Origin of the sequence: Acidovorax sp. LjRoot66, from assembly GCF_964253305.1 — a bacterium.
Classification (GTDB): Bacteria; Pseudomonadota; Gammaproteobacteria; order Burkholderiales; family Burkholderiaceae_C; genus Acidovorax.
Map to the genome: position 1 here is coordinate 6,840,657 of NZ_CAXUQU020000001.1, position 14,228 is coordinate 6,854,884.

General features: G+C 67.6%; 12 protein-coding genes. 2 read left to right on the plus strand and 10 right to left on the minus strand.

The window, feature by feature from the left end; translation table 11 throughout:
* Positions 1–75 precede the first annotated feature (75 nt).
* The 4 genes from ACSQ3Y_RS32060 to ACSQ3Y_RS32075 all read right to left on the minus strand — a co-directional run bounded on the left by ACSQ3Y_RS32060 (position 76) and on the right by ACSQ3Y_RS32075 (position 6,027).
* A complete protein-coding gene (locus tag ACSQ3Y_RS32060; protein ID WP_436180046.1) occupies positions 76–1,542 on the minus strand; it encodes a TrkH family potassium uptake protein in 1,467 nt (488 codons plus the stop codon).
* Between the two features lie 5 nt (positions 1,543–1,547).
* Positions 1,548–3,002: a Trk system potassium transporter TrkA gene (gene trkA / locus ACSQ3Y_RS32065; RefSeq protein WP_436180047.1), complete on the minus strand. Its 1,455-nt coding sequence runs from the start codon at positions 3,000–3,002 to the stop codon at positions 1,548–1,550.
* A gap of 69 nt (positions 3,003–3,071) precedes the next feature.
* The gene (locus ACSQ3Y_RS32070) at positions 3,072–4,352 is read right to left on the minus strand and encodes a glutamate-5-semialdehyde dehydrogenase (RefSeq protein WP_057205286.1); all 1,281 of its coding nucleotides are present in this window, start codon (positions 4,350–4,352) and stop codon (positions 3,072–3,074) included.
* A 115-nt stretch (positions 4,353–4,467) separates the two neighbouring features.
* Positions 4,468–6,027, minus strand: coding sequence for an RCC1 domain-containing protein (locus tag ACSQ3Y_RS32075; protein WP_436180048.1), 1,560 nt, complete (start codon positions 6,025–6,027; stop codon positions 4,468–4,470).
* Between the two features lie 282 nt (positions 6,028–6,309).
* Between ACSQ3Y_RS32075 and ACSQ3Y_RS32080 the strand changes: the two genes are divergently transcribed.
* Positions 6,310–6,591: a hypothetical protein gene (locus tag ACSQ3Y_RS32080; protein WP_057267251.1), complete on the plus strand. Its 282-nt coding sequence runs from the start codon at positions 6,310–6,312 to the stop codon at positions 6,589–6,591.
* Positions 6,592–6,609: 18 nt separating this feature from the next.
* Here ACSQ3Y_RS32080 and holA read toward each other — a convergent pair whose 3' ends face one another.
* Positions 6,610–7,665, minus strand: a complete 1,056-nt coding sequence (holA, locus tag ACSQ3Y_RS32085) for a DNA polymerase III subunit delta (RefSeq protein WP_057267250.1) — start codon at positions 7,663–7,665, stop codon at positions 6,610–6,612.
* 237 nt (positions 7,666–7,902) lie between these two features.
* On the opposite strand from holA, the gene rocF reads away from it, so the two are divergent.
* Positions 7,903–8,856 (plus strand): arginase, encoded by a 954-nt coding sequence (rocF, locus tag ACSQ3Y_RS32090; RefSeq protein WP_436180049.1) that lies wholly within the window; start codon positions 7,903–7,905, stop codon positions 8,854–8,856.
* 2 nt (positions 8,857–8,858) lie between these two features.
* Here the strand turns inward: rocF and ACSQ3Y_RS32095 are convergent, their stop codons facing one another.
* From ACSQ3Y_RS32095 to dapB, 5 genes are all read right to left on the minus strand, one after another.
* The gene (locus tag ACSQ3Y_RS32095) at positions 8,859–9,356 is read right to left on the minus strand and encodes an LPS assembly lipoprotein LptE (RefSeq protein WP_436180201.1); all 498 of its coding nucleotides are present in this window, start codon (positions 9,354–9,356) and stop codon (positions 8,859–8,861) included.
* A 5-nt stretch (positions 9,357–9,361) separates the two neighbouring features.
* Positions 9,362–12,073, minus strand: coding sequence for a leucine--tRNA ligase (leuS, locus tag ACSQ3Y_RS32100; RefSeq protein WP_436180050.1), 2,712 nt, complete (start codon positions 12,071–12,073; stop codon positions 9,362–9,364).
* Between the two features lie 100 nt (positions 12,074–12,173).
* A complete protein-coding gene (locus tag ACSQ3Y_RS32105; RefSeq protein WP_057200776.1) occupies positions 12,174–12,614 on the minus strand; it encodes an ExbD/TolR family protein in 441 nt (146 codons plus the stop codon).
* Positions 12,611–13,312, minus strand: a complete 702-nt coding sequence (locus ACSQ3Y_RS32110) for a MotA/TolQ/ExbB proton channel family protein (RefSeq protein WP_057200775.1) — start codon at positions 13,310–13,312, stop codon at positions 12,611–12,613. The genes ACSQ3Y_RS32105 and ACSQ3Y_RS32110 overlap by 4 nt, the downstream gene beginning before the upstream one ends.
* 21 nt (positions 13,313–13,333) lie before the next feature.
* Complete coding sequence (dapB, locus tag ACSQ3Y_RS32115; RefSeq protein WP_082608066.1) at positions 13,334–14,164, minus strand: 4-hydroxy-tetrahydrodipicolinate reductase; 831 nt, start codon at positions 14,162–14,164, stop codon at positions 13,334–13,336.
* Positions 14,165–14,228: the final 64 nt, after the last annotated feature.

Genomic DNA, 14,228 nt, shown 5'->3' on the forward strand with positions numbered 1-14,228 from the left:
GGAGACGGTAACGATTGCAATCCATTGTAGGGTTGGGGCGTGACCGGTTCTTCGCAAGCCCGGGCCCGCTTTCTTTCAGCGCCGCCAGAACGACGGGGTCAGCAGGGCCATGAAACTCAGGATTTCAAGCCGCCCGAGCAGCATGGCGAAGGTGCAGACCCAGATCTGGAAGTCGGTGAGCACCGCGAAATTCCCTGCCGGCCCCACGCCGCCCAGGCCCGGCCCCGCGCAGTTGACGCTGGCCAGCACCGCCGAAAACGCGGTCACGGGGTCCAGGTCGGTCAGCAGCAGCAGCATGCTCAGCCCGAAGACCGTGCCGCCGTATACCAGCATGAAGGCCAGCACGGAGAAGATCACGCGGTTGTCCACCACGCCGCCGCCCAGGCACACCGGCTGCACCGCGCGCGGATGCACCAGGCGGTTCATCTCGCGGCGCGCCTGCTTGACCAGGATCAGCATGCGCACCATCTTGATCCCGCCGCCGGTCGATCCCGCGCTGGTGGCCACGCCCGAAAGGAGCAGCATGAACACGGGGGCGAACACAGGCCAGGCCAGATAGTCCACCGTGGCATAGCCGGTGGTGGTGGCCAGCGAGATCGTGTTGAACATGCCGTGGCGCAAGGCATCGAGCGGCGCGTACACCCCCTTGGCCCAGAGCAACAGCGACACCACCAGCCCGCCCCCGATCAGCGCGAACAGCGTGGCACGCAGTTCCGGATCCGCCCAGAAGCCACGCCAGTGTCCCTTGCGAAAGGCCACGAAGTACAGCGCAAAGTTGCAGCTGGCAACCAGCATGAAGAAGATGCAGATGGCTTCGAGCAGCGGCGACTGGAAGTGCCCGAAGCTGGCATCGTAGGAAGACAGGCCGCCCAGGCTCACCGTGGTGAACATGTGCATCAGCGCATCCAGCGGCGCCATGCCGGCGAGCCAGTAGGCCAGACCGCAGGACACGGAGAACAGCGCATACACCCCCCACAGGCCCTTGGCCGTGCCGGTCATCCGCGGCGTGAGCTTGGCATCCTTGAGCGGGCCGGCGGCCTCGGCCTTGAACAGCTGGCTGCCGCCTACGCCCAGCAGTGGCAACACGGCCACCGCCAGGATCAGGATGCCCATGCCCCCCACCCACTGCAGAAAGGTGCGCCACACGTTGACCGACACCGGCAGCGTGTCGAGCCCGCTGAGCACCGTGGAGCCGCTCGTGGTCAGGCCCGACACGGCCTCGAAATAGGCGTGCGTGAACGACATGGGGCGCCCGATGTAGTGCCCCGCCAGCATCAGCGGCAGGGCTGCGGCCAGTGGCAGCAGCATCCAGACCAGCGACACCAGCATGACCCCGTGGCGCGGCTGCAGCTCATGGCGAAAGTGGCGCAGGCGCCACCAGAGCCAGGCGCCGGCCATGAAGGTGGCTCCCATGGCCTGTGGGTACACGTGCCAGATGCCATCGCGCGTCCACAGCGAGACGGCCAGCGGCAGCCCCATGGTCAGCGAGAAGATCATGGCCAGGATGCCCAGCACGCGCAGGACAGGAAACAGGTCCACCATGGCGTTCAGAAAAAGGTGGCGCTCACACGGAATAGCTTTTCCACGTCGCGCACCAGCCGCTTGTGCGGCAGGAAGAACACCACGTGGTCGTTGCTCTCGATCACCGTGGAGCTGCGCGGGATGATGACCTGGGGCTCGCGCAGGTCCTCGGGCGAGACATCGGGCGAATCGGGCAGGCCGCGCACGATGAGGCCCATGTGCACCTCGCCGGGCAACTGCAGTTCGCTGACCTTGCGGCCCACCACGCGCGAGCTCTTGCGGTCGCCACGGGCGACGATCTCCAGCGCCTCGGCCACGCCCCGGCGCAGGCTGTGCACGGCCTGCACATCGCCTTGGCGCACATAGGCCAGCAGCTCGCCAAGCATGGCCTGCGCGGGCGACAGCGCAATGTCGATCTGCGTGCCATGCATCAGGTCGGCGTAGCTGCGCCGGTTGATCAGCGCCAGTACCCGGCGCGCCCCCATGCGCTTGGCCAACAGGCAGGACATGATGTTGTTCTCGTCATCGTCGGTGAGCGCCAGGAAGAGGTCGATCTCTTCGATGTTCTCGTCGCCCAGCAAGTCCTCGTCGGTGGCGTCGCCCTGCAGCACCAGTGTGTCCGAAGGCAGCAGGGACGCCAGCTCGGTACAGCGATGCATGTCGCCTTCGACAATTTTCACGCGAAAGCGCCCTGCCTGTTTCGCCAGCTGGCGCGCCAGGCGCAGGCCCACGCGCCCGCCGCCGGCGATCATGATGCGGCGCACAGGCTGCACGGCCGTCGCGCCGCGCCGGTGCAATGCGGCAAGCACGTGCGCTATGTGCTCGCTGGCCGCGAGCACGAACACCTCGTCGCCAGGCTCGATGCGCGTGTTGCCGTCGCAGGCCACGAATCGGTCGGGCTCGTCGGGAAAGCGCCGGTAGATGGCCACGATGCGTACCGCCACGTCGGGTGCGCCGGCACGCAGTTCGGCAATGGTGTGGCCCACCATGGGCGCCCCGGTCCGCGCGCGCACCGAGGCCAGGCAGGCCCGGCCGCCCGCGAACTCGCGCACCTGCATGGCCTCGGGGTACTCGATGAGCTTGCCGATGTAGCGGGTCAGCGATTCTTCAGGGCAGATGATGCGGTCCACCGCAAAGCCCTCGGGGCCCACCAGCCGCTCGTCGTTGTCGAACCCCGAGGAGCGCACGCGCGCGATGCGCGTGGGGATGTTGAACACGATCTGCGCGATCTTGCAGCACACCAGGTTGGTCTCATCCTGCGCGGCACAGGCGATCAGCAGGTCGGTGTCGTGCGCGCCGGCCTCGGCCAGCACGGCCGGGTCGATGCCGTTGCCCACCACGCCGCGCAGGTCAAAGCGCGACTCCAGGTCACGCAGGCGCTCGGCGTCGGTGTCGATGACGGTGATGTCGTTGCGTTCCGACACCAGGCTCTCGGCCACGCTGTGGCCGACACGGCCGGCACCCAGGATGATGATTTTCACGGGAGGATGATGGGTACAGGCGACAGGCGCGTCAAGCCAGCTGCCGCAAGCGGCAGTCAAAGCCGAGCATCAACTGCGCACCTCGCCCTCGCCCAGTACAACGTACTTGAGCGAAGTCAGGCCTTCGATGCCCACGGGACCACGGGCATGGAACTTGTCGGTGCTGATGCCGATCTCGGCACCCAGCCCGAACTCGAACCCATCGGCAAAGCGGGTGCTGGTGTTGACCATCACACTGGCCGAGTCCACCTCGCGCAGGAAGCGCTGGGCGTGGACGTGATTAGTGGTCAGGATGGCGTCGGTATGGTGCGACGAATAGTGGTTGATGTGCGCGATCGCTTCGTCCACACCCTCCACCACCTTGATGCTGATGATCGGCGCCAGGTACTCCTCGGACCAATCCTGCTCGGTGGCATCGACCAGCTTGGCGCCGGCCACCGAGGCCAGCAGGGTGCGGCTCTCGGGGCAGACGCGCATCTCCACACCCTTGGCGGCGTACACAGCGCCAATCAGCGGCAGGAACTCGGGCGCCACGCCGCGCGCGACCAGCAGGCCTTCGCTGGCATTGCAGGGGCTGTATTTCTGCGTCTTGGCGTTGTCGGCCACCTTGACGGCCATGGCCACGTCGCAGGGGTCGTCCACGTAGGTGTGGCAATTGCCGTCCAGGTGCTTGATGACGGGCACCTTGGCATCGCGGCTGATGCGCTCGATCAGGCCCTTGCCACCGCGCGGGATGATCACGTCCACGAACTGCGGCATGGTGATGAGCTGGCCCACGGCCTCGCGGTCGGTGGTCTGCACCAGCTGCACCGCGTCCTGCGGCAGGCCGGCCTCGGCCAGCGCCAGCTGCACCAGGCGCGCCAGCGCCTTGTTGGAATCGATGGCTTCCGAGCCGCCGCGCAGGATGCAGGCGTTGCCGCTCTTGATGGAGAGGCTGGCGGCCTCGATGGTCACGTTGGGACGGCTCTCGTAGATCATGCCGAACACGCCGATGGGCACGCGCATCTGGCCCACGCGGATGCCGCTGGGCTGCTGCTTCATGCCGATGATCTCGCCGATCACGTCGGCCATGGCGGCCAGCTGTTCGCAGCCTTCGGCGCAGGTGTCGAGCACCTTGGGCGTGAGTTTGAGGCGGTCGACCAGGGGTTCGGCCAGGCCCGCGGCGCGGGCGCGCTCCAGGTCGCGGGCGTTGTCCACCTGCAGTGCGGCGGTGTGCTCGCGCAGCAGGCGCGCCAGGGACCGCAGGGCCTTGTTCTTGACGGCCGCAGGCGCGCGCGCCATGAGGGCGGAGGCGGCCTTGGCCTGGGATCCGAGGGTGTGCGTGTATTCAGCCACGTTGAGCGCGTTCATGGCCCCGATTCTCGCAGAAGCGCCCTGCCCCTGCGCACCCAGGGGCAGGGCATGCGGGCCATGCTCCCGGGCGGTTGCCGCGCCCCGCGCCGACACCCGCACCGGCTCAAGGGGGTCAGTTCAGCGTATGGACGACCTGGTAGCGGCCCGCACGGACCATCTCCGCTGCGGCCGTGGCATCGTCACCCACACCGTAACCCACCACCAGCTGCACACCCTCCAGCCCGCTGAAGTTCAGGCCCGAGGCAATGCGCACAGGGACCGTGCGCGGCAGCGCACCCGACAAGTAGGCAGGAAAGGCTCCGCCGGTGTAGGGCGCCCAGCCATTGGGGCCCAGGAACAGCACGGTCGATCCCGCCAGCGCTGCCACGTAGACGCGGCCCGTCTTGCCGCGGTGCAGTGTCGAGACCGTGGCGCCCACATCCACCGTCACATTGCTCAGGGGGCCGGTCTGCCCGCCGGAGAAGGTGCCGGTGGCGTCCCCCACCCGGCCCGCATCGAACGCCGCCCCGTTGGCCTGCATCACCCGCACGGGGGCGGTAGTTTTGTCGGTGCCGCCCAGGTTGGTGCCTTTGCCCCAGATCCAGACGCTGCCGTCCGTTCCAATCACGCCAGAGATCGCAGACCCCGCCGCTGCTGCAACCACGGGCGGCAGGCCCGCAATGTGCGCGATCTTGGGTACTTCGGTCGAGGGGTTCACCAGGGTGCCATCGCCAAGCTGGCCGGCGCTGTTGACGCCGCAGGCATGCACGGCGCCATCGGCATCGACGAACAGGGTGTGGCCGTCGCCGGGCTCGATCTGCTGGATGCGCGCCAGACCCTGGATGGGCGAGATGTCGATCAGCGCATAGCCTCCATTCTGGATGCCCTTCTGGCCGCAGTAGGGGGCGTTGGTCGATGCCTGGCCCCAGACGGCGACGGTGCCGTCGCTCTTGAGCGCGTAGTACTGACCGGCGATGTTGATGGAGGTCGAGGCCACGGCCTGCACGGAGCCCAGGGCGTCGATCACGACCGGGGCCGTGGCGGTCCCGGCAACAGGGGCCAGTGCCTTGTTGCCGTTGGATCCCCAGGCGACCACCTTGCCGTCCTGGCGCAGCGCGAGCACGGCTGCGTCCGATGCGCTCACCGCCACGGCGCCCTGCGCGCCGGCCACCAGGCGGGGCACGGGGTTGCCGCCGCCACTGGTCTGCCCGGTGCCCAGTTGCGCTGTGCTGTTGCTGCCCCAGGCGTACACCTGGCCCGCAGCGTCGGTGGCAAAGGCCGCCGCCGTATCGGTGCCGGCATTGATGCTGACGATGTTCGACAGGCCGTTGATCTGCACCGGCACGCTGGTGCCACTGCCGCCGGTGCGGCCACCCGAGTTGTCACCCCAGGCCCAGACGGTGCCATCGGCCTTGAGCGCCATCGAGAATGAGCCCCGTGCCACCACCTGGACCACGTTCTGCAGCGTGGGGATCTGCGTGGGCACCGTGCGAGTGCTGGAATTGCCAAGGCCCAGTTGCCCGCCATTGCCGTAACCCCACGACCAGACCGTGCCGTCGGCACGCAACACGAGGGCATGGTCATAGCCCATGGAAATGGCAGGCTGCACGGCCTGGGCGGAGGTCATCACGAAAGCGGAGCACAGCGCGGCAGCACCCAGGGCAGCGGCAGTGCGCAAAGACTTCTTCGTCATCAGATACTTCATCGGTTCCCTCGATAAGAATAAAAAAGAAAATGGAATCACCGTTCAGAGCCTGCAAGGGCTCCATGAACCAGCGGTGTTGCAGCCATTCCATCCCCGAGATGCCGGGCTGCGACCCGCCTGGCTGCGAGTCTGCCGACGGCCGGCTTTGCAAACAATGGTGTACGGAACAGGCCGGCGGGGCAGGCGTGAACTTGTGCACGAACCCTGTACGGAAAAACGCACGGTCGTGCCGGCGCCGGGTCGCCACGTCCTTTCGCCGATACTTGGGGCATGGCTGCAGAACACGATCAACTCACCACATTGCAAGGCGCCCTGGCGCGTTTCAGCGAGGGCGCGGCCAGTGCAGCGTCCTTGAGCGACCTGGCGCGCGGACAGGCGCAATTGCTGGCGGCGCTGCCTCCGCGCTACAGCGAGGTGCTGCTGAATCTGCTGGACCGGCTCGAATCGAGCGCGCTGTTCTCCGAAGAGAGCTGCTCATTCAGCCAGAAGGACCTGGTGGCCAACCTGCAGATGTGGGTGGACAAGGCGCGAGTCACGCTGGACGCTCGCTGAGCCCCGCCGATCGACCTGTCAGCGGGCCGCGCTGGTGAGCTTGCACAGCTGCAGCGCCAGGCGCTGCAGGGCCTGCCAGCCATCGGTGGGCCAGTCGGGCGACTTCAGGCCCTTGACGATGCCGTCCACGGTGTGGGCCGATTGCAGCAGGCGTGCCAGCGCCGCATCGCTGGCCTTCGGCAGGATGCGCTCGAACAGGCGCTCCTTGGGGCCCCAGATGCGGTTCTCGCGCAGGGCCATGGGCAGGGGGCGGCCGGCGTTCATCGCATCTTTCACACGCTTGAGGGCGCGGATGTCTTCGGCCAGGGCCCAGTGCACCAGCACCTCGGCCTCGCCCTCGGCCTGCAGGCCGTCGAGCATGCGCTGCACGCGGCCGGTGTGGCCGGCCAGCACCGATTCGGACAGCTTGAACACGTCGTAGCGCGCCACGTTGAGCACGGCGGCCTCCACCTGCGCCTGCGTGAGCTCGCCAGGCGGGTGCAGCAGTGCCAGCTTCTGGATTTCCTGGTGCGCGGCGAGCAGGTTGCCCTCCACCCGGTCAGCAAAGAACTGCAGTGTGCGCTGGCCTTCTTCACCCGCCACCACGCGCTGGCCCTGGGTGGCCAGGCGCTGGGCGATCCACTGCGGCAGCACGCCGCGCTCGATGGGGTCTATCTGGATCGAAGTGCCGTTGCCTTCCAGCGCGGCGAACCAGGCCCCGGTGCGGGTGGCCTTGTCCAGGCGCGGCAGCATCACCAGCGTGAGAGTGCTGTCGTTGCCCTTGGCGGCCTCGGCAATCTGCTGAAGCGCCACGCTGCCGTCCTTGCCAGGCTTGCCCGAGGGGACGCGGATCTCCACGATCTGTTTGTCGGCAAACAGACTCAGCGATCCCCCCGCTGCCAGCACAGCGCTCCAATCAAAGTGAGCGCCCGCTACCGTGTAGGAGCTGCGCTCGGTATAGCCCTGGGTGCGCGCCGTGGCGCGGATGGCGTCGGCCGCCTCCTGTTGCAGCAGGGCTTCGTCGCCATGCAGGACATACAGCGGCGACAAGGCCCGTTGGAGGTGGGTGGAGAGTTGGGCCAGGGCGACTTGCATGGGGCAAAGTCTATCGCTCCCGGAGTGCGCGCCGCACCACCCCACGAAGCGATACACCGATCACACTGCGCAAACTGCCAGTGTGCCCCTGCAAATTGATCGATTTACTGCAAGAATTGCACAGGCCTCTGGCTTTCCATTGCGCGTGCGCAGACCCACAATAACGGTCCGCAATGCTGCGGCGCTATCCGTGCCGCAATGGCTTGCCAGATCACCACCCCACAAAGGCCTTTTCGCATGACCACCTGCCCTGCCCCGCAGCTTGCCGCCAGCCTGATCGGCGCCCCCACCGACATCGGTGCTGGCGCACGAGGCGCTTCCATGGGCCCCGAAGCCTTGCGCGTGGCAGGCCTGCAGGCTGCCCTGGAACGGCACGATCTGCAGGTGGCGGACCGCGGCAACCTGAACGGCCCGGCCAACCCCTGGCAGCCGCCAGTGGATGGCTACCGCCACCTGCCCGAGGTGGTGCAGTGGAACCGGTTGGTGTTCGACGCGGTGTACGCCGAGTTGCAGCAGGGCCGCCTGCCGATTCTGCTGGGTGGCGACCATTGCCTGGGCCTGGGCAGCATCAGTGCGGTGGCGCGCCACTGTGCCGAGACGGACAAGAAGCTGCGCGTGCTGTGGCTCGACGCCCATGCCGACTTCAACACCAGCGCCCTGACCCCGAGCGGCAATGTGCACGGCATGCCCGTGGCCTGCCTGTGCGGTCTGGGCCCGCCCGAGCTCACCGGCCTGGCCGGCATGCCCGGCGGCGGCCCGGCCCTGCGGCCGCAGCAGGTGCGCCAGATCGGCATCCGCAGTGTCGACGCCGGTGAAAAGCGCCTGGTGCACGAACAGGGGCTGGAGGTGTTCGACATGCGCGCCATCGACGAGATCGGCATGCGCCAGGCCATGCAGCAGGCCCTGGCCGGCATGGACGACCAGACCCACCTGCACGTGAGCTTCGACGTGGACTTCCTGGACCCGGCCATCGCCCCCGGCGTGGGCACCACCGTGCCCGGCGGCCCGACCTACCGCGAGGCCCAACTGTGCATGGAGATGATCGCCGACAGCGGCCGCCTGGCCTCGCTGGACATCATGGAACTGAACCCGGCCCTGGATGTGCGCAACCAGACGGCGGAGGTGGCCGTGGACCTGGTCGAATCACTGTTCGGCAAGAGCACGCTGATGCGCGTGCCCCCGCTGAAATAACTTCAGCGCTTGACGACTGCGAGCCGGCGCAGCAACTGCTGCACGATGTCGGTCTGCATGTTGCGGTACAGCAGCGCCTCTTCGGCCTCCTTGGCCAGGGCGATGGTTTCGTTGTAGCTGATGTCGCGCTGTTGCAGCAGCTCGGTCTCGGGCAGGAGTTCGGCGCCGGTGGAGCTGCGCGCGCGAAACTTCACGCGCAGCCGCAGCTGCAGCTCGCGCACCTGGCCCGAGGCGTTCTGCCCCACGACCACGCGCTCGCGCTGCTCGGACAACAACTCCAGCCCGACCTGGGCCTTGGGCAGGTCGGCCATGTCGCGCAGCACCGTGAGCTTGGAGCCGGACCCATCCAGCGTACGCTGCAGTTCGCGCGCCAGCGTCGAGCTGGGAGGCGCGGCGATGAACAGCGTATCGAATGTGAACTCGGGCACACCGCGCAGGCGGAAGCCGCAGGCCGTGAGCAAGGCGGCAGGTGCCAGCAGGAGCAGGGTGCGCTTGTTCATCATGGTCATACCACCACGTTCACCAGGCGCCCCGGCACCACGATCACGCGCTTGGGCGCGGCACCGGCGGCCTGGGCGATGAAGGCCTCGCTGGCCAGCGCCAGGCGTTCGATCTCGGCCTTGTCGGCCTGGGCCGGCACGAGGATGGAGCCACGCAGCTTGCCGTTGACCTGGAGCATGAGCTCGATCTCGTCCTGCACCAGCGCACTGGCATCCACCTGGGGCCAGGGCGCATCGAGCAGCTCGCCGAGCGCACCGGCATAGCCCAGCGTGGTCCACAGCGTGTGAGCGATGTGGGGCGTGGCGGGGTACAGGCTGCGCAGCAGGATGCCGAAGCCCTCAATCAATGCCACCTGGGCGCCGGCCGAGTCGGTGGCCTTGAAGTCCTCCAGCGCGTTGATCATCTTCATCGCGCCCGAGACCACCGTGTTGTACTGCATGCGCTGGTAGTCGTAGTCCACCTGCTTGAGCACGCTGTGGATCTCCAGGCGCAGGGCCTTGGCCTCCTTGCCGAACTGCACGTCGGCCAGGCTGCTGGCACCGGCCACGCTGGCCAGTGCCGCATCGCGGTCGATGGCGGCGAGCTTGAAGCCAAAGTTCCACACCCGGCGCAGGAAGCGGTAGCTGCCTTCCACGGCGGCATCGTTCCACTCCAGCGTGGCTTCGGGCGGGGCCGTGAACATGGTGTACAGGCGGGCCGTGTCGGCGCCGTACTTCTCGATCAGGTCCTGCGGATCGACACCGTTGTTCTTGGACTTGGACATGGTGCCCACGCCCTCGTAGTCGATGGCCGTGCCCACGGGCAGGTCGCCCACGGCATTCACCAGCTTCGCGCCGATGATCTTGCCTGCCTCGTCGTGCAGGTGCTCGACGTCGTGCGGCCAGAAATACTCCTTGCCGCCCTTGTCGGTGCGGCGCGAGTAGATGTGGTTGAGCACCATGCCTTGCGTGAGCAGCTTGGTGAAGGGCTCGTCGACCGTCACCAGCCCCAGGTCGCGCATGACCTTGGTCCAGAAGCGCGCGTAGAGCAAGTGCAGGATGGCGTGCTCGATGCCGCCGATGTACTGGTCCATGCCGCTGCCACCGGTGGCAACCTGCTGGTCGCGCATCCAGTAGGCCGTGCCGTCGGCCACCATGGCGTCGGCATTCTTCGGGTCGCAGTAGCGCATGAAGTACCACGAGCTGTCCACGAAGGTGTCCATGGTGTCGGTCTCGCGCCGCGCGGCCTTGCCGCAGACGGGGCAGACCACGCCGGCATGAAAGCCCTCGTGCTTGTGCAGCGGGTTGCCCGAGCCGTCGGGCACGCAGTCGGTGGGCAGCACCACCGGCAGGTCCTTCTCGGGCACGGGCACGGCGCCATGCTCTTCGCAATGGATGATGGGGATGGGCGTGCCCCAGTAGCGCTGGCGCGAAACGCCCCAGTCGCGCAGGCGCCAGGTGGTCTTGGTCTCGCCCAGGCCCTTGGCATGCAGGGCGTGGGCCACGGCGGCCACAGCCTCCTTGTAGCCCATGCCGCTGAAGCTGTCGGAGTTGATGGTCACGCCGCGCTGCTTGTCGCCGTACCAGTCGTTCCACTGGTGGTAGTCGAAGTGCTCGCCGTCCACCAGCACCACCTGCTTGATTTCCAGGTCGTACTTGAGGGCGAAGGCGAAGTCGCGCTCGTCGTGCGCGGGCACGCCCATCACGGCACCGTCGCCATAGCCCATGAGCACGTAGTTGCCCACCCACACCGGAATCTGCTCGTCGGTGATGGGGTGGGTCACGAACAGGCCGGTGGGCTGGCCCTTCTTTTCCTGCGTGGCCAGCTCGGCCTCGGTGGTGCCGCCGCTCTTGCATTCCTCGATGAAGGCTGCGAGCGTGGGGTTGTTGCGCGCCGCATGGGCCGCCAGCGGGTGCTCGGGCGCCACGGCGCAGAAGCTCACGCCCATGATGGTGTCGGCACGCGTGGTGAAGACGTACATGCGGCCATCGCCGATCAGCGCGCCGTCGTCACCGCGGATGTCGTGCGGGAAGGCGAAGCGCACGCCTTCGCTCTTGCCGATCCAGTTCTCCTGCATGAGCTTGACGCGCTCGGGCCAGCCAGGCAGCTTGTCGCCGGTCACGAAGTCCAGCAGTTCTTCGGCGTAGTCGGTGATCTTGAGGTAGTAGCCGGGGATCTCGCGCTTTTCCACCGTGGCGCCGGTGCGCCAGCCCTTGCCGTCGATGACCTGCTCGTTGGCCAGCACGGTCTGGTCCACCGGGTCCCAGTTCACGACCTGGGTCTTGCGGTAGGCAATGCCCTTGTCCAGCATCTTCAGGAACAGCCACTGGTTCCAGCGGTAGTACTCGGGGTCGCAGGTGGCGACCTCGCGCGACCAGTCGATGGCCAGGCCCATGGCCTGCATCTGCTTTTTCATGTACGCGATGTTCTCGTACGTCCACTTGGCGGGCGGCACGCCGTTCTTGAGCGCCGCGTTCTCGGCCGGCAGGCCGAAGGCGTCCCAGCCCATGGGCATGAGCACGTTGTGGCCGTTCATGCGCAGGTAGCGCGTGAGCATGTCGTTGATGGTGTAGTTGCGCACATGGCCCATGTGCAGCTTGCCGCTGGGGTAGGGCAGCATCGAGCAGGCGTAGAACTTCTTCTTGTTCGCGTCTTCCGTCACGCGGTAGGCATCGCGGGCGGTCCAGTGGTCTTGCGCGGCGCGCTCAACCTCTTGGGGAGAGTATTTGTCTTGCATGGAGGCTCGGGTCAGAATGGGGTGCAGCCACAGGACTGCGCTGCGCGGATTTTAGGCTGTCGGGCGCACCACCCTGCGCGCATGCCCTGCCAGCCGGCTTTCAGGGGTTTTTCGGGGCCGTGGCAGCCGCCTGTGGATCGGCCACGAAGCCGATGCGCTGCAGGCCGGCCGCATGGGCCGCCCCCATGATCTCGACGATGCGGCCATAGGGCACGGCGGTGTCGGCGCGCAGCTGTACTTCGGTGTCGGGCTCTGCAGCGCCGATGCGCTGCAGGCGCTCGGCCAGCGCGGCCTGCGCCAGCGGCTGGTCATCGAGGTAGGCCTGGCCGGTGCGGTCCACCACCAGCGTGAGGGCCCTGGCGGGGGCGCCCGGCGCGGCGCCATCGGCGCGCGGCAGGTCCAGGCGGATGGCGCTGGCCATGAGCGGCGCGGTGAGGATGAAGATCACCACCAGCACCAGCATCACATCGACCAGCGGGGTCATGTTGATGTCACTCATGGGCGCCGAGCCCTGGCTGCGCTCCAACCGGCCGAAGCTCATTCCCCGCCTCCCGGACGGAAAAGCCCGCCCTGCGGGGTGCCACCGGCTGCGGTATCGATGCGCAGCTCGCGCAGGTCGCGCGCTAAGCCTTCGAGGTCGGCTTCGATGCGCCCGATCAGGCGCCCACAGACGTTGTAGGCCAACACGGCCGGAATGGCCACGGCCAGGCCGGCGGCGGTCATGACCAGGGCTTCACCCACCGGACCGGCCACGCGGTCGATGGTGATCTGCCCGGCGCCGGCCATGGCCGAGAGTGCATGGTAGATGCCCCACACCGTACCCAGCAAGCCCACGAACGGCGCGGTGGAGCCCACGGTGGCCAGCAGCACCTGGCCGAACTGCAGGCGGCCCAACACCGCGTGCAGTGCGTCGCGCAGCACGCGCGTCAGGCGCTGGGACAGGCTGCCCATGGAAGCCAGCGCTGCCGGGGATGCCTGGTCGGCCACGGTGTTCACGGCCTGCACCATGGGCAGCACCAGGGCCAGCCGGTCGAAAGTCTGCAGGCGCAGCGCGGCGTCCTGCAGCGAGGGGGCCTGCCAGACCGCAGCCACGCAGCGCGCCACGTCGGCACTGGCGCGGCGCAGCAGGCGCAGCTTCCAGACGATCACCACCCAGCTGGCGACGGACATGCACAGCAGCACCAGGGCGGTGGCCTGCGTGACCGCATCGCCCTGGCGCCACCAATGGAGTGCATCCATGCGCTTGAACAGCCTGTTTGTTTACTTCAGGTTGAGCACGTCGAACATGTCGTGCAACCCGGTCTTGTGCGCGGCCAGGTAGCGCACGGCGCGCAGGCTGCCCTGGGCATAGGTGGTGCGGCTGGACGATTTGTGCGTGATCTCGATGCGCTCGCCGATGCCGGCGAACAGCACGGTGTGGTCGCCCACGATGTCGCCGCCACGGATGGCGGCAAAGCCGATGGAGGACGGATCGCGCTCGCCGGTGATGCCTTCGCGGGCGTAGACGGCGCATTCCTTGAGGTCCCGGCCCATGGCTTCGGCGATGACCTCGCCCATCTTGAGCGCGGTGCCCGAGGGCGCATCCACCTTGTGGCGGTGGTGGGCTTCGATGATCTCGATGTCGTAGCCGATGGCCATGGCCTTGGCGGCCATCTCCAGCAGCTTGAGCGTGACGTTGACGCCGACGCTCATGTTGGGCGCCATGACCACGGCCGTGCGCTGCGCCAGGGCCGCGATCTCGACCTTCTGCTCGTCGGAGAAACCGGTGGTCCCGATGACCATCTTCACGCCCAGTTCGGCGCACGCGGCCAGATGGGCCAAGGTGCCTTCGGGGCGGGTGAAGTCGATCAGGACGTCGGCGTTCTGCAGGCCCACCCGCAGGTCGGAGGTGATGGCCACGCCGCTGGCATGGCCGAGGAAGGCGGTGGCGTCCGAGCCGATGCCGGGACTGGCGGCCACGTCCAGTGCGCCGGCGAGCACGCAGTCATCGGTGGCACGCAGGGCCTCGATGAGCATGCGGCCCATGCGGCCCGAAGCGCCGGCCACGGCCACGCGCACGGGGGTGGAGGCAGTCGATGTGTTCCCTGGCATGTGTTTCCTGGTATCGCAAAAAAGGGGGTCCGCAGACCCATGTCAATCCATCAAAAAGCCCGCA

Excerpts from the sequence above, each read along its gene's own strand:
- leuS (WP_436180050.1), bottom strand. The coding sequence starts at position 12,073 with ATGCAAGACAAATACTCTCCCCAAGAGGTTGAGCGCGCCGCGCAAGAC.
- ACSQ3Y_RS32110 (WP_057200775.1), bottom strand. The coding sequence starts at position 13,312 with ATGGATGCACTCCATTGGTGGCGCCAGGGCGATGCGGTCACGCAGGCC.
- ACSQ3Y_RS32060 (WP_436180046.1), bottom strand. The coding sequence starts at position 1,542 with ATGGTGGACCTGTTTCCTGTCCTGCGCGTGCTGGGCATCCTGGCCATG.
- ACSQ3Y_RS32080 (WP_057267251.1), top strand. The coding sequence starts at position 6,310 with ATGGCTGCAGAACACGATCAACTCACCACATTGCAAGGCGCCCTGGCG.
- holA (WP_057267250.1), bottom strand. The coding sequence starts at position 7,665 with ATGCAAGTCGCCCTGGCCCAACTCTCCACCCACCTCCAACGGGCCTTG.
- ACSQ3Y_RS32075 (WP_436180048.1), bottom strand. The coding sequence starts at position 6,027 with ATGACGAAGAAGTCTTTGCGCACTGCCGCTGCCCTGGGTGCTGCCGCG.
- dapB (WP_082608066.1), bottom strand. The coding sequence starts at position 14,164 with ATGCCAGGGAACACATCGACTGCCTCCACCCCCGTGCGCGTGGCCGTG.
- ACSQ3Y_RS32105 (WP_057200776.1), bottom strand. The coding sequence starts at position 12,614 with ATGAGCTTCGGCCGGTTGGAGCGCAGCCAGGGCTCGGCGCCCATGAGT.
- rocF (WP_436180049.1), top strand. The coding sequence starts at position 7,903 with ATGACCACCTGCCCTGCCCCGCAGCTTGCCGCCAGCCTGATCGGCGCC.
- ACSQ3Y_RS32070 (WP_057205286.1), bottom strand. The coding sequence starts at position 4,352 with ATGAACGCGCTCAACGTGGCTGAATACACGCACACCCTCGGATCCCAG.
- ACSQ3Y_RS32095 (WP_436180201.1), bottom strand. The coding sequence starts at position 9,356 with ATGAACAAGCGCACCCTGCTCCTGCTGGCACCTGCCGCCTTGCTCACG.